The organism is Paenibacillus sp. N3.4 (genome assembly GCF_008017805.1).
Lineage (GTDB): Bacteria > Bacillota > Bacilli > Paenibacillales > NBRC-103111 > Paenibacillus_E.
The window spans coordinates 92,965-114,183 of the sequence record NZ_VRTT01000014.1; the positions used below are offsets into that span (position 1 = coordinate 92,965).

22 protein-coding genes are annotated in these 21,219 nt (G+C 44.4%); 7 read left to right on the plus strand and 15 right to left on the minus strand.

Going from position 1 to position 21,219, the window contains the following annotated elements:
• Window positions 1-48: 48 nt before the first annotated feature.
• Complete coding sequence (locus FU659_RS09685; RefSeq protein ID WP_147947385.1) at window positions 49-948, plus strand: LysR family transcriptional regulator; 900 nt, start codon at window positions 49-51, stop codon at window positions 946-948.
• Here FU659_RS09685 and FU659_RS09690 read toward each other — a convergent pair.
• Genes FU659_RS09690 through FU659_RS09700 form a run of 3 tightly spaced genes read right to left on the minus strand, consistent with a single transcriptional unit; the run spans window position 945 to window position 4,212 of the window.
• Complete coding sequence (locus tag FU659_RS09690; RefSeq protein WP_147947386.1) at window positions 945-2,183, minus strand: cation:proton antiporter; 1,239 nt, start codon at window positions 2,181-2,183, stop codon at window positions 945-947. The two genes, FU659_RS09685 and FU659_RS09690, sit on opposite strands and share 4 nt — an antisense overlap.
• Window positions 2,183-2,845, minus strand: coding sequence for a potassium channel family protein (locus FU659_RS09695; RefSeq protein WP_147947387.1), 663 nt, complete (start codon window positions 2,843-2,845; stop codon window positions 2,183-2,185). Before FU659_RS09695 ends, FU659_RS09690 begins: the two co-directional genes overlap by 1 nt.
• 14 nt (window positions 2,846-2,859) lie before the next feature.
• Window positions 2,860-4,212: a TrkH family potassium uptake protein gene (locus FU659_RS09700; RefSeq protein WP_147947388.1), complete on the minus strand. Its 1,353-nt coding sequence runs from the start codon at window positions 4,210-4,212 to the stop codon at window positions 2,860-2,862.
• Between the two features lie 206 nt (window positions 4,213-4,418).
• On the opposite strand from FU659_RS09700, the gene FU659_RS09705 reads away from it, so the two are divergent.
• On the plus strand, window positions 4,419-6,047 hold the full coding sequence (locus tag FU659_RS09705) for a CPBP family intramembrane glutamic endopeptidase (RefSeq protein WP_147947389.1): 1,629 nt from the start codon (window positions 4,419-4,421) through the stop codon (window positions 6,045-6,047).
• Here FU659_RS09705 and uvrC read toward each other — a convergent pair.
• The 3 genes from uvrC to FU659_RS09720 form a co-directional block, all read right to left on the minus strand.
• Window positions 6,007-7,893, minus strand: coding sequence for an excinuclease ABC subunit UvrC (uvrC, locus tag FU659_RS09710; protein WP_222708518.1), 1,887 nt, complete (start codon window positions 7,891-7,893; stop codon window positions 6,007-6,009). The genes FU659_RS09705 and uvrC overlap by 41 nt on opposite strands.
• Window positions 7,894-8,080: 187 nt before the next feature.
• A complete protein-coding gene (trxA, locus tag FU659_RS09715) occupies window positions 8,081-8,395 on the minus strand; it encodes a thioredoxin (RefSeq protein ID WP_147947391.1) in 315 nt (104 codons plus the stop codon).
• A 141-nt stretch (window positions 8,396-8,536) separates the two neighbouring features.
• Complete coding sequence (locus tag FU659_RS09720; protein WP_147947414.1) at window positions 8,537-8,920, minus strand: MerR family transcriptional regulator; 384 nt, start codon at window positions 8,918-8,920, stop codon at window positions 8,537-8,539.
• A gap of 208 nt (window positions 8,921-9,128) precedes the next feature.
• Here FU659_RS09720 and FU659_RS09725 point away from each other — a divergent pair, with 208 nt between their 5' ends.
• Window positions 9,129-9,272 (plus strand): YqzM family protein, encoded by a 144-nt coding sequence (locus FU659_RS09725; RefSeq protein ID WP_147947392.1) that lies wholly within the window; start codon window positions 9,129-9,131, stop codon window positions 9,270-9,272.
• A 131-nt stretch (window positions 9,273-9,403) separates the two neighbouring features.
• Window positions 9,404-10,408 (plus strand): globin-coupled sensor protein, encoded by a 1,005-nt coding sequence (locus tag FU659_RS09730; RefSeq protein ID WP_147947393.1) that lies wholly within the window; start codon window positions 9,404-9,406, stop codon window positions 10,406-10,408.
• Between the two features lie 50 nt (window positions 10,409-10,458).
• Here FU659_RS09730 and dnaI read toward each other — a convergent pair whose 3' ends face one another.
• From dnaI to FU659_RS09750, 4 genes are all read right to left on the minus strand, one after another.
• Window positions 10,459-11,409: a primosomal protein DnaI gene (gene dnaI, locus FU659_RS09735; protein WP_147947394.1), complete on the minus strand. Its 951-nt coding sequence runs from the start codon at window positions 11,407-11,409 to the stop codon at window positions 10,459-10,461.
• 30 nt (window positions 11,410-11,439) lie between these two features.
• Window positions 11,440-12,963: a replication initiation and membrane attachment family protein gene (locus tag FU659_RS09740; RefSeq protein ID WP_147947395.1), complete on the minus strand. Its 1,524-nt coding sequence runs from the start codon at window positions 12,961-12,963 to the stop codon at window positions 11,440-11,442.
• Between the two features lie 245 nt (window positions 12,964-13,208).
• The gene (locus tag FU659_RS09745) at window positions 13,209-14,093 is read right to left on the minus strand and encodes an alpha/beta fold hydrolase (RefSeq protein WP_147947396.1); all 885 of its coding nucleotides are present in this window, start codon (window positions 14,091-14,093) and stop codon (window positions 13,209-13,211) included.
• 72 nt (window positions 14,094-14,165) lie between these two features.
• Window positions 14,166-14,456 carry a YuiB family protein gene (locus tag FU659_RS09750; RefSeq protein ID WP_147947397.1) on the minus strand — a complete coding sequence of 97 codons (291 nt, stop codon included), beginning with the start codon at window positions 14,454-14,456 and terminating at the stop codon, window positions 14,166-14,168.
• 193 nt (window positions 14,457-14,649) lie between these two features.
• Here FU659_RS09750 and hemQ point away from each other — a divergent pair, with 193 nt between their 5' ends.
• Window positions 14,650-15,396: a hydrogen peroxide-dependent heme synthase gene (gene hemQ, locus FU659_RS09755; RefSeq protein WP_147947398.1), complete on the plus strand. Its 747-nt coding sequence runs from the start codon at window positions 14,650-14,652 to the stop codon at window positions 15,394-15,396.
• Between the two features lie 159 nt (window positions 15,397-15,555).
• Here hemQ and FU659_RS09760 read toward each other — a convergent pair whose 3' ends face one another.
• Complete coding sequence (locus FU659_RS09760) at window positions 15,556-15,840, minus strand: hypothetical protein (RefSeq protein ID WP_147947399.1); 285 nt, start codon at window positions 15,838-15,840, stop codon at window positions 15,556-15,558.
• Window positions 15,841-15,871: 31 nt separating this feature from the next.
• Entirely contained in the window at window positions 15,872-17,062 is a 1,191-nt protein-coding gene (locus FU659_RS09765) for an NAD(P)/FAD-dependent oxidoreductase (RefSeq protein ID WP_147947400.1), read from the minus strand.
• Between the two features lie 423 nt (window positions 17,063-17,485).
• Between FU659_RS09765 and FU659_RS09770 the strand changes: the two genes are divergently transcribed.
• On the plus strand, window positions 17,486-18,487 hold the full coding sequence (locus FU659_RS09770; RefSeq protein WP_147947401.1) for an NAD(P)/FAD-dependent oxidoreductase: 1,002 nt from the start codon (window positions 17,486-17,488) through the stop codon (window positions 18,485-18,487).
• A gap of 303 nt (window positions 18,488-18,790) precedes the next feature.
• Here FU659_RS09770 and sda read toward each other — a convergent pair whose 3' ends face one another.
• Complete coding sequence (sda, locus tag FU659_RS09775; RefSeq protein ID WP_147947402.1) at window positions 18,791-18,946, minus strand: sporulation histidine kinase inhibitor Sda; 156 nt, start codon at window positions 18,944-18,946, stop codon at window positions 18,791-18,793.
• A gap of 340 nt (window positions 18,947-19,286) precedes the next feature.
• Here sda and FU659_RS09780 point away from each other — a divergent pair, with 340 nt between their 5' ends.
• Window positions 19,287-19,448 (plus strand): mechanosensitive ion channel protein MscL, encoded by a 162-nt coding sequence (locus tag FU659_RS09780; RefSeq protein WP_147947403.1) that lies wholly within the window; start codon window positions 19,287-19,289, stop codon window positions 19,446-19,448.
• Window positions 19,449-19,505: 57 nt separating this feature from the next.
• Here FU659_RS09780 and FU659_RS09785 read toward each other — a convergent pair whose 3' ends face one another.
• A complete protein-coding gene (locus FU659_RS09785) occupies window positions 19,506-20,186 on the minus strand; it encodes a glucosaminidase domain-containing protein (RefSeq protein ID WP_147947404.1) in 681 nt (226 codons plus the stop codon).
• Window positions 20,187-21,122: 936 nt separating this feature from the next.
• A partial coding sequence (locus FU659_RS09790) for a zinc ribbon domain-containing protein (RefSeq protein ID WP_147947405.1) occupies window positions 21,123-21,219 on the minus strand: 97 nt, incomplete at its 5' end.

Genomic DNA, 21,219 nt, shown 5'->3' on the forward strand with positions numbered 1-21,219 from the left:
ACACTTATAACAATTTCACATATATAAGGTTGAAGGAGATGATAGATCGTGGAACTTTTGGATGTTTTCGCCGTTGTTGTGGAACAAGTGAGCTTGAATAAAGCCTCTCAACTTTTAAACCTTTCGCAGCCTGCCCTTTCGCGCAAAATCATGAAACTGGAAGAAGAGCTTGGCGTCGAACTTTTTATTCGCAAAGGCAAGCGGCTTGAGCTAACGAAGGTCGGCCAAATTTGCTATGAGCATGCCTTGGAGCTGCGGCATTTGGAACGGAAATTCAAGCAAGCCATCCAAACCTATAAAGCGGCAGGATCCCATACTTCCATTACGATTGGTGCCAGTTTAACCACTCTGCAGGCTACTCTTCCTGATCTTGTGACCTATTATTTGCAAGATTACCCGCTCACAGAGATCAAGCTTCTGACGGGAAAAACCCATGAGGTCGTCACCATGGTAAAGGAAAATAAGGTGGACATCGGCATTGTCGCTTCCCAGATCAATGCTACAAGCCTACATTGTGAACCCTTATTTGACGATCATTTATGTTTGGTACTCCCGCTAGGACATCCATTAATAGATCAAAGCGTCATCACCATGGCTGATTTAAATGAGCTGCCCATGATTTTATTTTCCAAAGGCACTTGGTACCGCATTCTGATGGACGAATTGTTCAATCGGTTCACCATTTTGCCCAATGTTCAAATGGAGATCGATTCCTTCGAGGCGATCCTACGTCTCGTCTCTACTTGTAAAACAGCCACCCTGCTGCCCAAATCGTATCTAAGAGAAGATTTAATTCGGAATAACGAACTCATTTTACGCGATTTGGCGGAGCTTGAGCAAACGAAGCGCACGACATCGTTAATTTACTCCGACCTCTCTTCGGATAACCCTGAATCCATGAAATTCATTACTCAGGCAATAAGTTACTTTAGCACTCCTAATAACTAAACCTCATCAGCTTTAACTTCAAGACCCAGCTTGCGCGCTGCATAAGCCGTTGTACTTGCTTGCAATAAAATCGTGATCAACACCGCCATAAAGGTAACACTCGTCATCAAATCACTGTGCGCCACCCCCATACCCGCGACCAACCCACACAAAGCGGCAGGAATGACGCCAGTTTCGCGTACCCAGAACATGAACAATATCTCATTCCTCTGCCACTTCGCCTTGCGGTCGGGCCATGTACATAATAAAACGGTCAAAGGACGCGCAATAAACACAAAGACAAAAATGACCCCTAAGCTTGTCCATAAATGAGCCAAAAGCAAAGGGAAATTGACTTGACTACCTAGCAGAATGAAAATGAGCATGCGCATAATGACCGTAATATTATCAGAAAAATGTGTCATTTCATCACGCTTGTCATACAGATTCAGCTTGAAAGTGTCAGCATTTCCCCAAATCAACCCCGCTGTAAAAGTCGCCATGAAACCACTGACACCAAGAAGCTGTCCTACCACATAAGCCCCTAGAGCCGTTACGACCATCGCAATAGTCGCAAAGTCTCTCAGAAGCCCCAACTTTAAATGCGCAGTTAAGAATGTCATTATGTAGCCAAATACAAGTCCCAGCGCAAGCCCACCAAGCGCCATTTTCGCAAATTCAGCAGCGCCAGAAAGAGCGGAAACTTCTTGCGTCCCCACTATAATAGCTAAAAATGAAAAAGTGAGAATAGAGCCTGTCGCGTCATTAAAAGCAGATTCAATTTCCACTGTCTCCCGTACCTTCGTGCGTATCTTCACCTGCTTAAACACTGGAATTAACGTGGCAGGATCGGTAGAAGAAATAATTGAGCCCAATAACAGGGCATAAAGCCACGGTAGACCCAACAGGATATGAGCAACTGCAGCTACAGTCAAGCAGGTTATGATTACACCCGGAATACTTAATAAAGTAACAGTCAACCACACTTGCCGAAATCCGGATAGCCTAATGTTGCGTCCCCCATCAAAAAGAATTAAAGCGGAACCCATGACGAGAATAAACTGATTCGTGAATGATGTGCTAGACTCATTAATCCAATGCAAGCCTTGGCCTACTAGTATGCCTGCTAGGAGAAACATAGCAACATCAGGCAGTTTCAGCCATTGCGCCGCTTTCCCGAAGATCATCCCCAATCCGAAAACAAGCACAAGTAAAATGATAACATGTTCAACCATTATGGATGTCGAAGTTTCCATTAACTGATAACTTCATTTTCAAAATTCTCAATTTGCTCGTTGGTCCCAATAATGACCATGACATCATTCTCATTTACTACATCCGATGCGGTTGGTGCAATAATAATCCCCTTCTGTTTATTAATGGCTACTACGCTGCAGCCATATTTGGCGCGAGGATCAAGTTCTTTGATGGACAAACCGCACAGACCTTTAGGAACCGAAAGCTCTACAATGGTATAGTCTTTGGAAATTTCAATGTAATCGAGTAAATTGGGTGAAACGAGTTGATGCGCAACACGAATACCCATATCTCTCTCCGGATAAATGACACGGTCGACCCCCAGCTTATTCAGCACTTTACCGTGAAGCTCAGATAAGGCTTTGGCAACGACTTTTTTGACACCTAAATCCTTCAATACAATGGCGGTCAAAATACTTGCTTGTATATCATCACCAATTGAAACGACAGCACAATCGAAATTGCGCACACCGAGGGACTTAAGTACTTCCTCATCCGTGGAATCCGCCACCACAGCATGTGTGAGCTCTGAACTCATTTCATCTACAGCCTCTTCATCCTTATCAATGCCAAGTACTTCATAGCCTAGTTTAACCAGTTCCTTGGATATACTGGATCCGAATCGACCCAGACCAATGACGACATATTGATTCTTTTTCATCTGCGCTGCACCCCTTATCCGATCGTAATTTTACCTTCTGGGTATCTAAATAATTCTTTTTCCTGCTTAGGCTGCAAGGCATAGGCAAGTGTTATGGGTCCCAAACGACCAGCAAACATCGTTATGCTGATGAGTATTTTCCCGAAGGTCGTCAAATCTGGAGTTAACCCCATGGTCATGCCCACAGTTCCAAAAGCCGAAGTAACCTCAAACAAAATTTTGAGTAATTGCGCATTCTCAGTTGTAGACAGCAGCATCGAAACGAAGATAACTAAAAACAAAGCAAGCATCGTTAACGTAATGGCTTTTAAGATACGGTCCTTTGCCAAACGGTGGCGAAAAATGACAATGTCCTCTTTTCCACGAATCATGGTCACTATGGCGCTGATCAGAATCGTGAACGTCGTTGTTTTAATACCGCCGCCCGTTGAGCCCGGAGAGGCTCCAATAAACATGAGAATAACGATAAAGAATTGCGTAGCTTGACGCATGCCGCCGATATCAACCGTATTGGGGCCTGCAGTCCGCGGCGCAACAGATTGGAAGAAAGAAGCTAATATTTTGCCACCTAGGTCGAGCGATCCCATGGTTCTGATATTCGTATATTCGAATATAAAGATGACAATGGCTCCAAACACAATGAGAAAGCCCGTCATGCTCAATACGACTTTGGACTGCAAAGAAAGCTTTTTCGTCTTACGAAATTCCAGCGTATCCGACATAACAATAAAGCCTATCCCACCTAGAACAATAAGCGCCATAGCAACAACATTCACCACCACATCATTGGTGTAGTTGGTAAAAGAAACAAAGGGGGCGTCTACCGTACCAAACAAATCAAAGCCCGCATTATTAAACATCGATATGGCATGCCAAATACCAAAATAAAGAGCTTTGGGAAAGCCCAAATCAAACGTCCAGCGAATGGTAAAAATAACTGCCGCCACAGCTTCAATCGTTAAGGAATAAATGATGACTTTGCGAATAAGTCGGATAATACCTTCCATAGTCCCTTGATTTAAAGCCTCTTGCAGAACTAAACGCTCTTTCAACGTTATCTTCATCCGAAGGGCAAAAGCGACTAACGTAGCCATCGTCATGAACCCTAAACCGCCTACCTGGATCAAACTTACAATAACAATCTGTCCGAACATCGAGTAGGCGCTTCCTGTATCCACAACGACAAGCCCGGTTACACAGGTTGCTGAGGTCGCTGTAAACAGCGCATCCAAGAACGCTACAGAATGCCCCGTTGCCGAAGCAAAAGGAAGGGTTAAAAGTCCTGCTCCCAAGAAAATGATACAGGCAAATCCAAGAACAAGAATTTGAGGAGGTTTAAGCCGCCAAATACTCATTTTCTTTAACATTGCGTCCTCCTTTAGGTAATGACAACGGATTTTCATGCCTTTTATTGGTATAGTTCCCTGAACTCTTAAAGAAATTCGCTTCGAATGCAATTGATAGGTATTATATAACTGTTTGTATTTATTTACCACTGAATTGACTTCTTTTTAAACTGTGATAACGTTAATCTAGCGATGCCAGAATCTTGAATCCAGAAGGGAACAGCTCTATGATCAGGCCGAAGTTAAATCGTTCTCTACTCCTCCTTGCCTTCATTGGAGTAGCGCTTTACATGGGAATAACCGCTTTATATGGACTTCAAACAGATGAAAGCAAAAATGCCGACAATCCTTCCATGACGAAACAGCAGGCAGCGCAAAGCGCCGCTGCATTCATCACCGAACGTTACAATATCAAAGACGTTCAAACCTATGTCGTGTATCAATCCAAAAAAACACGCAGCGGTTATATGCAGAAAGAACATTTATCCGAGGCCTACAATAAGGTTTACGGAGAGCGTTTCCCCATTGACTACTATCAGGTGAGTGTAAAAGACGCAACAAACAGACGACAATTTACGGTTGAGGTTAATTATACCAACAGTAAGGTCTTCGGCTGGATGGAAACGACAAATACTTCTTCCACAATAAGCAAGCATAAAGCAGATATTTTGGCAAAGCAGGAAATACGCCAGCAAGGACTAAACCCGGATGACTTTATAGCGGTCGATAAGCCAGAAATCTTGGGAGAGCAGCCTGCAGGAACAACGCTTTACTACGAAAAGAAGACGGAGCCTATTGGCGAAGCCCGTCTGCAGGTTGAAGTTCAATTCGATGATGCCAATTTAACGGGATACAGCGTGTTATTCAGCTTACCGGCTTCACATCAAATATGGCTTAATCAGCAAGACCGTTCCGCCTCTCTCATGACATGGGTGTCTATGGGCTTCACCGCAATAATGGCTATTATTGCCCTTATATATGCCATTAAATATAGAAAAACAATGAAATTCCGCAGAGGCTTACTGCTAACAGCCATTTTCTTAGCTATTTATATAAGCAATAATTATAATTTATATCCTGCATTCCGAGCCATGTCCGGTGCTGGCAGCAGCGAGTTGGCCATCCAAGCCATCATTATATTCATGAATCTGGTCACCGTCTTGCTTGCTCTTTCCCTTTACTTGTCGCTGGTAGCAGGCAGCGGACTATGGCAGTCTATCGGGCAGCCTAAATGGCCTTTATGGAAAGACAATCGTTTTGGACATGATGTGTTTCATGGCATGGGGCGCGGCTATTTACTGGCTCTCTTCATTTTGGGTGTCCAACAGGTGCTTTTCTATGTGGGAGAAGTGAGTTTCGATGTGTGGGCCGTGAACGATCCCTCGGATTCGGTGCTTAATATGGTGGAGCCTCGCTTGTTTCCCATGATGGCCTGGGTTGCAGCCATATCCGAAGAAGCAACCTTTCGACTGCTTGGCATTATTTTGTTTAAAAAACTATTTCGTTCCAACTTTATTGCCGTGCTGATTCCTAGCATTATATGGGCTGCAAGCCACACGCAATACCCCATCTATCCCGTCTATACCAGGTTAATCGAAGTTACGGTGATTGGCATCATTCTCGGGTATGTATTCCTAAAATACGGCTTCATAACCGCTGTTTTTGCTCACGCCTGTATGGACAGCATACTCATGGGTCTGTCACTCTTTTCCTTAGGGCATGTCAGCAATGTGCTTGCCGGGATGTTGTATGTTTTATTGCCAGCACTCATCGGTCTGCTGCTCGCTTGGCTGCACGGAAAAAGGCGATCCCCCCTTATTCCTGGGGAATCGCCGCCTCACCTTGAAGTGCTTTGATAATTTCGCCAGCTAATTTCTCTCCTATACCTAGAGGCTTGAAGTCCGTGACTTCGGCCTCTTTGATTTTGCGTACGGAGCCAAAATGCTTCAGGAGCGCCTTGCGTCGTTTCTCACCTATACCCGGAATCGCATCCAACTGCGACACAACCATCGATTTCGCTCTCGTTTCCCGATGGAATGTAATCGCGAAACGGTGAACTTCGTCTTGAATGCGCTGAAGTAGGTAGAACTCCTGGCTGTCTCTCGGCAGCGGCACGACTTCAGCCGGATCACCGATCATAAGCTGTGCTGTCTTGTGCTTCGCATCCTTTACCAGACCGCAAATAGGAATGAATAGGCCCAGCTCATTTTCCAAGACATCAACAGCAGCAGATATTTGTCCTTTCCCGCCATCCACTACAATGAGATCGGGCATCGTCAAATTATCCTTCAGTACACGTTCGTATCTGCGGCGGATGACTTCACGCATCGTTTCGTAATCGTCCGGTCCTTGGACCGTTTTGACCTTATACTTGCGGTACTCCTTGCGATCCGGCCTTCCATCAACGAAGACGACCATGGCCGAGACCGGATTCGTCCCTTGTATGTTTGAGTTATCGAAGGCCTCGATGCGACGTATCGTCCCTGTACCCAGCCACTCGCCAAGATTCTCTACGGCCTTCGTTGTGCGGCGTTCGTCCCGCTCCACCAAGCGGAACTTCTCATCCAGTGCGTTGCGAGCGTTATCTTTGGCCATATCGACCATTTGTTTCTTAAGTCCGCGCTGCGGGATATGGACCTTGACCTTTAGCCACGATTCCAAGGCTTCGCGAATATCTGTCTCTTCCGCCTCTGCTCGGGCGACGGCTTCAGGCGGCACTTCAGCGGTAGCTTCTGTATGGACAGCAGGTTCTGAAAGGACAGTGACTTCATTGCCCACTGGCATATTTGGCAGAAAAATCTCCTTTGGCAGCGCCGGATTGTCGCTGTATACTTGCGTAACATAGGACATGAAATCGTTATATTCATCCCCATAATAAGGAAACAGCGAAACATGCCGCTCAATCAGCTTGCCCTGCCGCATATACTGGATGTGTACAGCCATCCAGCCCTTGTCGACCGCGTAGCCGAATACGTCACGATCAAGCGCATCTGCTGTCGTAATTTTCTGCTTCTCCATCACGGCATCGATGCTCATGATGTGATCGCGCAGCTCCTTCGCGCGTTCAAAGTTTAGTTCCTCCGCTGCGGCCAGCATTTTGGTCGTCAGCTCTTCTTTAATCACATCGTGTCCGCCGCCGAGGAAACGACTGATCTCCTGCACCATCCGCTCGTTCGTCTCCGCGGTTACGTCAAACTCGCAAGGCGCCAGACACTGCCCGATATGATAGTATAGGCATACTTTATCCGGCATCGTCTTGCACTTGCGAAGAGGGTAAAGCCGATCCAGCAGCTTCTTCGTCTGCTGGGCCGCGAAAGCGTTCGGATAAGGGCCAAAATACTTGCCCTTATCTTTAATCACTCTCCGCGTTACTTCCAGACGCGGCTGCTCTTCATGGGTAATTTTAATATAAGGAAATGTCTTATCATCCTTGAGAAGCACGTTATACCGGGGATGATGCTGCTTAATCAGATTACACTCCAGAATCAACGCTTCCATGTTCGAGGAGGTAATAATATATTCAAAGTCGCGAATCTCGCTGACTAGTTTTTGCGTCTTTGCGCTGTGGCTGCCGGTAAAATAGGAGCGCACACGATTTTTCAGCACCTTCGCTTTACCTACATAAATAATCGTTCCTTCACGATTTTTCATAATATAACAGCCAGGCTTGTCTGGTAACAAAGACAGCTTGTGCTTGATCATTTCAAGACTCTGCTCGCGGATACCCGCATCCTCATGCTCATAGTCTGTCACGTCTTACAATCTCCTTTCGAGCAACCTCCATCTTCGGAGTAAACAAATTCGTCAATAAAAAAAAGAAAAAAAGCTCTTTCTCAGCATAGCAGAAAAAGAGCTTTTTCTCACGAACAATCGTTGCCGGAACGATCTATTATTGATGACGCGCTACAACATTTTTAAGAGCTTCTTTGGATTGGAAACCAACCACTTTATCAACAGGCTGTCCGTCTTTGAAAACGATCAGTGTTGGAATGCTCATAACGCCAAAGCGGGAAGCGGATTCCGGATTGTCATCCACGTTCACTTTTGCGATTTTCAAGGATTCAATTTCTTTATCCAGTTCTTCCAGAACAGGAGCGATCATTTTGCAAGGTCCGCACCAAGGTGCCCAGAAGTCTACAAGTACTGTACCTTCGCCTTCAACTTCTGATTTAAAACTGTTATCGGAAACATTCACAATTGCCATGATAGTTCCTCCTTCTAAGAATAGATTTCATGTATAACATCAAGTAGAACTTTGCTACCGATGAACGTCAACAAGTAAAGTATACCACACTGACAGGTCATTTCAACCAAGCCACCCATTAGTGAAAGGCTGGTTATTACGCTATAAAGTAGGCACACCTACAGGTAATCCTTGAACCCTCTGCTGCTCAATATAAGCAATCCGGTCCTTTAAATTCGCTTGCAGCAGCTGCAGCATCTCCATCTGCTGTTCAATGTCACGGAGCTTCTCGGTATAAAGTGGAAGCAAGTCATCACACAGCGACTCCTGATTTTTCATTACACAGTTCAGAAAGCTTTCAATCTGCTCTGTTGTAAAACCTAAGCTCAAATAAAACTGTATGGTCTTCACACGTTCGACAGCCATCTGGTTGAACACCCGGTAGCCATTTTCCTCTCGCTGCGTCGCAATTAAACCTTTGGTTTCATAATAACGCAAGGAGCGTATGCTGGCGCCGGTAAGCTTGGATAATTCACTGATCCGCATTGCGTTCACCTTTTTCCTTTTCCTTGATCAAGTAAGGATGATCTTATTGTAAACCATGACACTAATGTTATAGTCAAGTGTTTTTTGCTATATAGGCATCATTATCTTATCGTTTGCACAATTGTCACTTTGATTTGCTTTACAACTTTCGACGAATTTGGGTATACTAATCTTAAACTTAGAATGTCGGACGTTAGGGGGTAACCACATGAGCGATCCTAAACACCCTGAGCTTCACGTATATGAAGAACCGCGTAACGATTTCATGGACGTTGGTATTGGCTTTGGCGTTTTCTTTGGCGTGCTTTTTATTATTGCAGCCATTGCAACTGTGATTCAAGTCATGAAATAGTCCATATCCTTTGCTGAGAAAGCCTCTGCCCCTGTGCAGAGGCTTTTTTCTTCTAACCATGTTAAAATAAGGAAGTATTCGATTCTTTTACAAAAAAAATATTATTTAACAGAAGGAGAACTTTTATACTTATGATTAACTTGCATCCAGACAGACAAAAATTGATTACATACATCGGATTAACCGAGGCTGATCTGCAGCTGCTGAAAAGTAAACAAGAAGCATTTGCACAAATCGTAGACAAGTTAGTCGATCAATTATATGCAGATATTATTATTTGGCCTGAATTAGTCGCCATCATCGAGCAGCACAGCACAGTGGAACGCCTTAAGGAAACACAGCGTTGGTACTTCATGTCAATGGCCTCAGGCGTTATTAATGATGAGTATATTCAGAAACGATTATTTATCGGTCATGTGCATTCTCGCATTGGTCTTACAACTTCTTGGTATTTGGGCACTTATTTAAAATATACGGATTTGGCAGCCCTTCATTTTCAATCCATCATGCCGAATGAATGGACTCAAGTTCTTCATTCCCTCAGTAAAATGTTTAACTTAGATTCCCAGCTTGTGTTGGAGGCTTACGAATATGTGGAGAAACAGAAAATTCTAACGCTTGCCGATGAACAGGAAAAAATGCTGACGACGATTTCACATGCCGTACAGGAATTGGCATCCATGATGGTTGAACTCGGAGGCAGCAGTCAAATCGTGGCAGATACTGCCGTCCAAACGGCCGAATCGCAAGAAACCTCCAACCAGCGGCTCGATGAGCTGAATGATGAAATCAAGGATATTTCCAAGATGGGATCTGTCATGAAAGAAATATCGGATCAAACTCATCTGTTGGGTCTCAATGCAGCCATTGAAGCCGCTCGTTCTGGCGAGCATGGCCGAGGCTTTGAAGTCGTCGCCAATGAAGTGCGCAAGCTAGCCTCTCGTTCGCGTGAAGCTCTGGATCAGATCCAATCGAAGCTTAAACTTATTGCGAAAAAACTCGAATTCGTGAAGAGGGGATCTGAGGAAACGACTCTTTTCGCGCGAACACAAGCGGCTAGCGCAGAAGAACTAACCTCTTTTGTACAAATGATCGAGAAGGTCACCTTTGAGCTGGAAAAGCTAAAAAAGAACTAATAAGATAAAAAGCTGCACAACGAGCTTAGCGCTCAATCGTGCAGCTTATATTATTTTCCCCGTTTGTTCGTTCCCGTCACATCAACGACATCGACAAAAGGCCGAATGCGGTCCATAATCCGCTGTCCCTTGTATTCTTCGTCTCCGTCTTTATTCGTAAAGCTGAAATGCTTCTCCAGATCAGATAGCGCATAATTGGACGTAAAGAACGTCGGCTTCCGATTCATCCGATGATTCACGATAGCTCCGATGACATGATCGCGCAGCCATGGGTTCAAATTCTCTGCTCCTATATCATCGAAGACAAGCAAATCTGTCTCCTTCAGAAGGTCTATGGTTTCCTTCAACTTATAGGGCTCTTGAAACATTCCCTTCAAATCCTCGGCGAAATCCGGCATATAGACGATCGCACCCGTCATGCCTACCTTAGCTAGCTGATGCAGCATGTAGCCCATTAAAAATGTCTTGCCGGTTCCGAAGGAACCTGACAAATACAATCCTCTTGTTTGAAGCCCTTCTTCCATGGTCAAGCTTACATAATCATTAATCTGCATGACAGCCTTGGCCCGATCCAGATCCGTTTCGAGAATTTCTCCAAAGGAGTAGCTGCGTGAAATCATCCGAGCATCCACATGAAAAGTACGAATTCGACTGCTTATCGCATCCTCCAGCTGCTTGGCGTTGAATTTCTTGCAAGCTGCCTTTTCCTCATGAATAAAAGCCGCTTCATTAACCGACTCCGCCATTAATACCGTGTAATGACCCGTCATATCATTAGGACAACGCTCTAGGCCGGGACAGTTCGAACAGTTCTTGTACTCCGTTACATACTGGTATAGCTTGTTCATATTAATTTTTATCGTATAGTCATCAAGGAATGGGTACTTTTTGCGAAACTTATGCACGAGGGCGTCTTCCATGACGGCCCCAATCTTCGCTTCCGCTTTCCTTCTCCATTCAGAATCGGGCATCGATTTCAATAATTGCGATAGGGATTCCATCTTTTACCTACCTCCCCGTCCATCTGCTTATTAATTCTTGCGGTTGAAGCGCTCATCCAGCCTCTGCGCCATTTTCCTTGCTGCTTCAAGCTCTTCTTCTGTCAGCCTGGAGGATGCTGCTGCGCCGACATCCGGTACGACAATCGGAATGTGCGGCTTTTGTGACTTGCCTTGTCGGCTTCTTGCTACCCCGCCGCCTCCGGCAGCCTTCGCGGCTTCCACCTTGGAGGCTGCCTTCAGTTTATAGCTGATTTTCTCCCGCACATAGTCCACGGCTTGCTCATAAGTAACGATTTGTTTGCCTAACATATCTGAGGCAACCGCTTCGATCGACGACTTCGCCCACGAACGACGGTCAATATGCAGAAAATGAATCAATACATTAATCACTTCTTCATTCAATTTATAATTCAAATCAATTTTTTCGAAAATATTAAGTACACCATCAGGGATCGAGCCTTGGGTGAAAAACATTTTCAAAACAGCCGTATAGGGCTCATTTCGCATAATGTAGTTGTACTGATGATCCGTGCATTCGCCGCGCAGCTGCTGCGGGACTTCTAAGTAAAATTGCATTTCAACCGATTTCTCATCTGAAACCTTAACGCTGTTTCCTTGTTCCTCGTCTTGAGCTCTCTCTTCAGATCGAGCCAAAGTCCGCTCGCGTTCTTCTCCGCGCTTCTTGCTTTGACGGTAGAACAGGTTCGCATTGTATTGCAGGAGATCCATCTGAAGCTCTCCATCTTCGGCAAATACGCCATCCTCATCCAGCAGACGACACGTCTCCTGAAGCGATAAGTTATACTTCTTCGCTACGATGTTAATCGCCGCCATCTGCTCAGGCATATGCTTAAGCGCCTCCACGAACACACGATTGCTCGCGCCTCGCGGAAATCTCATAATAATATCGGCATACTGGAAGCCTTTCGTTGTAACATCCATGCGAGGGTCTGTTTGTTTGCTGGCAGAAGCCTCATAAAGGGCCTGCTCCAGCTCATAATCAACCACCTGTGTATTAAGACGGAACAAGTCATAGAATGGAACTGACAGGTTCTCCTCGCTCGCTCCTTGCCATTCCTCCGGCTCTGGTGACAGCAGCTCTTCTCGAAGAGAAAGCAGCATGAATTTCCCGACCTTATCACGAAGCAGTAAAGTTAAATGTTGATTGCGAAAAAATTCATTCGGTCCGAGCGGAGCAAACAACGTGTATTCAAACACATAGTCTTCTTCGCCCACTAAGAACTTGCGATTCGTTTGTAAAAGTCCGATAGCTTCAAGTTTAGAGGATTGTTCGATGAGGTATTTACGTCCCCGCTCCCCTTGCTCAAGCTCCAGCAGCATAAATAGCTTCCGCTGCTGTTCCAATGGCGAGTAGCCGACTTTCTCAGCACTCATTTGCTGGTAGAGAGCTTGATAGAGGCTAATCGCTAAACCACCTATCATCGGTTGATACATTAAAGCTAACATTTTATAATCCAGGCTGCTCAAAGAAAACTCACGGATTACGCAAAATCTGTGATTTTCAGTGAAATGCAGCATATTCGTCATTCGCATCCCGTTACAGCACCATCCTGCCTTCAACCAAGTTAGCCAAAACCGCCTTGGCTTCTCTCTCTTAGTCTACCACAAAAATCGACAAGCTTGGTATTAACCAGAGAAAAGATAATATTTCCCAAAATGGTAAAACCAACCTCATCATGCGTCAGCTGGTTGGAACTTACACATAGTAACCAAAGAACTCGCTCCAGTTGAAAGGAAGATCGAGGTTCTTTGGTTTATATAAGAAATATCGGTCTGAGTTAGCTTCTGCCATCAACAGACAACTGTTCATTTGGCATGTCTTCCCCATACCGGAGAGGATTCAGCTTCCTTGCTATAGCTAGGTCCAGCTCTCCTCGCAGTGTTTGATCCGTATCTAGGCTTTCCACCCAAAGTTGAATCAAATCATTCATCTTCTGTGCATTCTTGAAGGGAATCTGGTGCTTGGCATCTTTAATGAAATAGAGCGAACTATGCGGCAGCTTCTTATGTAGGATTTGTGCATACCGATGAAAGCCCCGATCCTTCTGCCCATATATCAAAAGGATAGGCAATTGAATGCCTGAAAGACGGCTTGTACAAGAGTAACTGATCGATTGATTGAAATAAGCCTGTACACGACTCGCTGTATTGCCTAAAGAGCTTTCATACAATCGGTGATACGTTTCATCTCGATCCGCATTCCCCAGCGTAATGGCATTCCTCAATACGTTCATAAACAGCCCAGAGCCTGCCATCCGGGCAGCCATCCAGATCCTGCTTGTATTATAGGCGTCCGTTAACTCGGACATTCCGCTGACGACAATTCCGCCATAGAAACGTTCCGGATACGTTAGCAGTGCTTCCAACACGAGCGAACCTCCTGTGGAATAGCCGCATACAAACACCTTTTCCAATTCAAGAAAGTCCAGCAGTTGTTTTAAATCTTCAACGATTCCTTGATAACTAAGCTCTCGCTTAGATGGCTCACTCTGGCCGTGTCCATCTACATCAAATGTAATAACCTGAAATCGTCCCGACAATTGCTCCTTTTGATAATGAAACGTTTGCAAGGTCAATAGTGGCGGGTGGATGAAAACAATGGGTGTGCCGGTACCCGATATTTCGTAATGTAAAGCAGTTCCATTCACATAAGCAATGGGCAATGAATTCCCCTCCGATAAAACAAGTTCATTAACTTTATCTTAGAGTGACCCAATACACTTATTTCTATGAACTTAAAACATTTTGAATCCTCTGATGCGCAACGCTTTAATAGCTGATCCGCTAAGTATCGCGCCCGCGAGGCCACCAATAGCTGGAACAATATCAACCAAGGTAAAGCTGTCGCCGCTGGAGAGGAAAGAAGCCGAAGTCGTACCCAATGACCCATAGATTACAACACCAATGATCAATGCGATATACGCATAAAGCGGAAACCAAGTCGTCTTCATGAGCATATTCAAAATAAACCCGATCCCAAAAAATAACACCATCATTAAGACAGTGGCAATTACCATTTGCAACAACGCATTATCCCCCTTAAACATTAACGTAAACTTATTTTCATCGTATTCCTTCCTACCAATTGTAATCCACTAAGGGGTACAGGTAAAGTGTACACAAATTGAACATTAGGTTGTCACCCATTATTCATTTGCCCTTTCCCCATGAATTGGATACAATGTATGGGAATATTAGCCTTGAATGGAGGGTCACCGAATGAGTGAAGCCGTACAAACGCTGGAAGGCTGGTATGCACTCCATGATTTCCGTCTAATTGACTGGAACGCATGGCATGCCGCAGAGCCAGAACAGCGCAAACAAGCAACAAAAGAGTTAAACCAGTTCCTGTCTGAGTGGCAGCAAATTGAGAATGATAAACTTGGCAGTACCGCCGTTTACAGCATCGTTGGTCAAAAAGCTGACTTTGTCTTTATGCAATTGCGTGAAACACTGGAAGAATTGAATGACCTCGAAAATGCATTTAATAAATCCAGCTTTGCCGCATTTACTATTCCTGTGTATTCTTATGTATCCATTGTGGAACTAAGCAGCTACTTAGCTAAACCAGGTGTTGATCCAGCCGAAGACCCTGAATTGCAAGCTCGCTTGAAGCCTACTTTGCCAAAAGCCAAGCATATTTGCTTCTATCCAATGAATAAACGTCGCGACGGTAACGATAATTGGTACATGCTTCCTGCAGACGACCGTAAAACGATGATGCGCAGTCACGGCATGATCGGTCGCACCTATGCGGGTAAAGTGAAACAAATCATCACAGGCTCAGTTGGACTTGATGATTGGGAATGGGGCGTTACGTTGTTCTCCGAAGATCCGCTCCATTTCAAAAAGCTTGTCTATGAAATGCGTTTCGACGAAGTAAGCGCACGTTTCGGAGAGTTCGGAGACTTTTATGTAGGTAACCTACTGACACCTGATAAATTTGCCGAATTGATTCGGATTTAAATTCATGCCCTAAGAGCGAAGGACCTTGCGTCCTTCGCTCTTTCCATGTTCAGCCCGTCTAACCACAATTCGTTTTACAGACAATTCACGCAGCAGCCTTCCGACCAAGGCAAATAAAAAAGAAGCCTGCTCTAGGAAGAGTCAAGCTTCTAGTCTATGTTAATTTTCATCATCCTCATCGTCACGAAGAGCAGCCTGTAGTTCGGCTTCCATCTGCGCTTTGCGTGCCAAATATTCTTCCGTATCTCGATCACGTTGACGACCTTTTTCTTTCAATCGTTCAATCGCAGGAAGAATCAGAATGTCTATTTCTTTTTGGACGACGGCCACATGATCATAACGCTTCTCGGTCTCCAAGAAATGACCAACCTCGATCAGCGCATTATAACGATCCAGTTCTTCCCGGGTAAGAAGTCCTCTTACTTGGACACTGCAGTGTCTCATTGGCAATCCCCCCAAGATAGGCTGACACTGATTAGAAACGCCCTTTACGAATCACAAGCGGAATACCACCAATAATGTAGAGGTATCTCATATCTACGACCTTTTTCATCATAGCAGCTACGTTTCCTTTAAGTTTACGGGATCCGACAATGCCGATCGCTTGCCCTTTACCTAAAGAAGCTACCGTACCTTTGTTCGAGAACTTGAAGGTTTTCATTTGCGAACCGCGAATGGAAGCAATCAAGTTGTGTGCAACAGCTTCTCCTTGCTGCATCGCTATTTGAGCTGTAGGCGGGAACGGTCTGCCTTCATCGTTCATAACGATGGAACAGTCGCCTACGACATAGATATTGTCAAATTGCGGAGCACGCAGATACTCATCGACCTTAATTCTACCGCGCATCGTCTCGAAACCTGCTTCATCCAACATATGATTGCCGCGGATACCGCCTGTCCATACAACGGTTGCTGCTTTAATAAACTCATCGCCGGCAATAAGAACGCCTTCTGGTGTACATTCTTTAATCGCTGTACCGATTTTGAAAGTAATGCCTTTATCCGTCAGCACTTTCATTGCATACTCAACAAGCTCAGGATCGAAACCTGGCAATGCCGTTGGTGCTGCTTCTATATTATAAATCTTCACAAGGGAAGGATCCACGTCGAACTCTTTGCACAGCTGAGGAATACGGTCAGCTAACTCACCGATAAACTCAATGCCCGTAAATCCGGCTCCACCAATGACGAAAGTCAAATAATCCTTACGATCCGGTTCACGCTTATACTTCGCGAATTGATACTCAATGTGCTCGCGGATAAAGCGAACGCTATTGATGCTGCGAATGTTTAACGCGTTTTCTTTGAGACCCGGAATACCGAAAGTTTCTGCTTCACCACCAAGACCGATAACCAAGTAATCGTAGGAAAGTGTGCCATCCTCCAAAATCACTTTTTTCTCGTGGGGACGAATTTGGGTCACCGTGGATTTCACGAAATCAACTTTAAATTCATCAATCAATTTCAAAATGTTCACGCGTGCATTTTCAGGATTATCTGTCCCCGCAGCAGGCATGTGAAGATGGGTTGTGATGTAATGATAGTCATGCTTGTTAACGAGGGTCACATCGGCTTCATTGTAGTTCAATTCTTTTTGCAAACGGATTGCCGAAAGAATCCCGCCGTAACCAGCACCTAAGATGACGATTCTTGGTATTCTACTCATGTCTCTCACTTCCATATCCGATTTTATAGTCCTATAGTTTCTCTATTTTGTGAAAAATTACACAAACAGCTTCAAAAGTAGTATACTGCTTTTAGTTTGCACTCACCGACAGCGAATTATGATGAAACAGGGTGAGATTAGTCACAACATGGATAAACCGATTCTCATGATATAATATAATGTTCATAAGTAAATATCAAGTGCTATTTTGGCTTAAAATAAGGCATCCCGGCGAATTGAGCTTGATCCACTCCTTTGAGCATAATTTATCCTGTTTATTAGCGATTATATATTAATGAAATCATACTTTTCCTGTTTCCTTCAATGGAATTGACGTTTATAATATAATAATGATTGTGAATGGATCAGGATATTTACACATCAAAGAACATCAAAGGAAATGAATCGGAGGAGAGTTTAAGAATGAGCGAGAGAGAAGTAAATCAAGACATCGTGGATATTATTGTTATTGGTGGCGGGCCTGCTGGGATGTTTGCATCCTTCTATGCGGGTATGCGTCAAGCAACTGTTAAAATTATTGAAAGTATGCCCCAACTCGGCGGTCAACTTGCAGCCCTCTATCCAGAAAAATATATTTATGACGTAGCTGGATTTCCAAAAGTGACGGCTCAAGAGCTGGTGAACAACTTGCTGGCTCAAATGAAACACTTTACAATTGACACCCGCTTGGAAGAAAAGGTTCACCAAGTAACCAAAAAAGAAGAACGCCTCTTTGAAGTAACAACAGATAAAGGCACACATTACAGCCATGCTGTCATCATAACTGGCGGAGTTGGCGCTTTCGAACCGCGCCGTCTTGAGCTTCCGGAAGCTGCCCAATTCGAGAAAAAGAACTTGCATTACTTCGTTAGCGATTTGAACGCTTTTGCCGGTCAAAAAGTGCTGATCAGCGGCGGCGGCGATTCCGCAGTAGACTGGGCGCTTATGCTGGAACCAATTGCTGAGAAAGTAACTTTGATTCATCGTAGAGACAAGTTCCGTGCACATGAGCACAGTGTCGAAAACCTCATGAACTCCAAAGTCCAAGTTGTAACCCCGACTGAAATCACGAAGCTGCACGGAAGTGACCGCATTGAGCAAGTCACACTTAAAGATATCAAAACCGGCGAAGAAACCATCCATGATGTGGATGCCGTTGTCGTTAACTTCGGATTCGTCTCCTCTCTTGGACCGATTTCTGAATGGGGCCTTGATATTGAAAATGGTTCCATCGTTGTGGACTCCAGAATGGAAACGAATATTCCAGGCATTTTCGCTGCCGGCGATATCACAACATATCCAGGCAAACTAAAATTGATTGCTGTTGGTTTCGGTGAAGCACCTACTGCCATTAATAATGCCAAAGTTTACATAGATCCAAGCGCTAAGCTTTCTCCAGGGCACAGCAGCAACTTGAAATTTTAATCATTTCAAATAAAAAGGGGTATTCTAAACCTAATCTTCGGATTAGGAGGAATATCCCTTTGTCTTTTATATGTCCTGTTTGTAATGGCATGCAGGAACTTACTGCCTTATGCCCTATCTGCTCACACACGACTTGCGATTGCGGCAAATGGACCGATTATCTCGGCCCTTACTCACCCTATAGGGAGACGAATATGCTCTCTTTCTCCGAAGAGCCGCCTTTTTTACAGAATGAGCTGTGCACTCACCTTGTGAATTGTCCGGACTGCCATCACAGCTTTACCATTCACCTATCAGAATCTACTAATTTAGAGGAGCTTCATCCCTGATGTAAACTTGAAGTTTCAAATTGCGTCTTTGGATTTCCGCGAGCAGCAGGTCAAGAAAATCAGTTTCTAATCTCAAATCCAATGCCTTGTAATAGGAGTCAATTAATGTTTCATCACTTATTTGTCTCAATGGAAATCACCTTTATCCTATAATTTGTAATTATATTATCATGGGAGAAAATTTAGAACAAGCGTTCCGTTATCCACAGATAACTGTGTATATCCTGTGGGTAGATTGTTGATATGTGTCATAAACGCTAGGCTTGTCTAGGGGATAATGTGCATAAAGTTATACACATGCTAGAATCACAGATTACTGATAAAAAAAAGTGATCAGAAAACCTCAATGACTTTACCCTCACTTAACAAAACCTTAAGTTTGTTCACAAAATCGAAAAAGAATTTTAATCGTCATTTAATATTCAAAGCATACAATGTAAGTAGAAAGTTAAAAAAAGGAGCGAATCATTATGATCGTATACGACATTGTTCTAAATGGAGAAATAAAAGAAACTATTAAACCGCACAAAAATCGGTTGAAAGAGATTTACGCTTATATGCTGGAGCAAAGCAAAGTCATGAAAGCCAAGTATGGTGAAAATGTCAAAATTAAAGGCCGTATGGTGTACTAAGGGAGAGGGCTTCCCAAAGGTACTCACGGCCTTTTTTTCTACTTATGCACTTGCCGTTCAAATAATTCCCTTGCGATTTAAAACCGTCAACAGTCTATAGAAGTCGTAGCTACCATTCTGAGGCGTATCTATCAGACCTGCATGAATCGCAGCGTCTACAGCCCCCTGAGCCCATTCAGGTATGGTCTCAAGTGCGGACAGCTTCTCTAGTGTCGTCACCCTTTGTTGTAAAGCTGCGATCTGCTCCTCCAATTTTTCTAACATACGAACAACCTCCTCATCAAACTGTGTTAATTGATAACTCTGGATCACAGCATCAAGTTTGCTCGCATAGGCAGGATCAGTAGCATATCCACTGCTCTGCAGAGCTTTTGTTTGCTCAGCCGGATTCACTGCTTGCCGGACACTTACATATCGCGAGGCTTGAAAAAGTAAATCTTGATCGCGAAAGCCTGCTTCAATCGTTGGATAAGCACGGAAATTGCTAGGTACGTTATCATTTCGTGTTCCGTTCACCACTTCCCAAGTCAATGCCGAGACCGAGTCCCCTTGCCAATAGGCCGTTTTCACTCCACTGCCCACTTTATAGCCAACCAGATTGTTCCAGGCATTTATGCTCCCGCCAGTCTCCAGGATAGCCTGAGCTATTCGAACGGAAGGAAATATCAGCGAATTATCCAAACGCAGTTGAATCGCGATAGGCGCAATCAACGATATGAATTCCTGTCTTGTCGCCATATGCAGCCCTCCTCTATTAACGCTTCTAGCAAATACTTCTATCTTACATAGCATATTCTTTCTATGCTCAAAACGGTTCCGCTAGTGCGACTTTTTCTGGATAAAAGCAAATAGTCCCGCTTCGTTTTGAAAACGAAACAGGACTATTTATATAATAAAAATTCATCTTCTCGGTGGGAATCACCAGTCCAATAGCCGTGTTCATTTCCATTATTTCCGGGATGATGCGTTTGTTTGTGTCTTCGATCCGAAGGTAATATCCCACTGGTGCTGCTCATGGTGAGCGTACCAGCTTACAGACGGAATGTCCGGGTAATCGTCCTGCCGCTGAACACACCCCATCACGAAGTCGGGCGTCCAGTACAAGGCGTCGACGAGCATACTTTCTCCTCGCAGTGCCGACAAACCCCCGGTACCGAAATACAAGTACTGCAGTGGGTAGAAGTGATCGGTCGCGTAGTCCATGGCATTCGACTTCTATCGTTTATAAAAGTTGTCCAAAGGGTTGCCATTTCCGTGAGGTCAATCTAATGTTATGTGCAGTCTCCACGTAGTTACCTCCTGCTTGTTATAACTCAAAGGTATACCAGTTCCCAAGAACTATCCGCCCCAATTTCTTCCTGTCCAATATAACAAAAAACGCCCCATAAGTTGGAGGAATGAGCTGGTTTAATTTTCTCTTGCCCCAACCGCCATATCTCCGTCTCTCTCTACCCAAGCTTTACCATTAACAAAAATTACCTATATGCAATTTGGTCTCTTATAGGCTCCCTCTCTTGGCATTGGCAATGAAAAATTTTTCTTCATTTGTAATGAGAAGTTAATGGCAGGTTTGAACCTCTCATGACTAAAGTCACGAGATTCTTGGGTAGTCTCTTCTAACGAAGAGAAGTTTACCAAGCTATCCCTGTCGTTCCGACAGTTCGTGTAAGGTGATTACACAGTAAGCAGTCTTTTGCCTTCGGTAAGGATGTTCAGGCTTGCATTCAAGTCTCGGTCGTGATGCGCTCCACATTCGGGGCAATCCCACTCG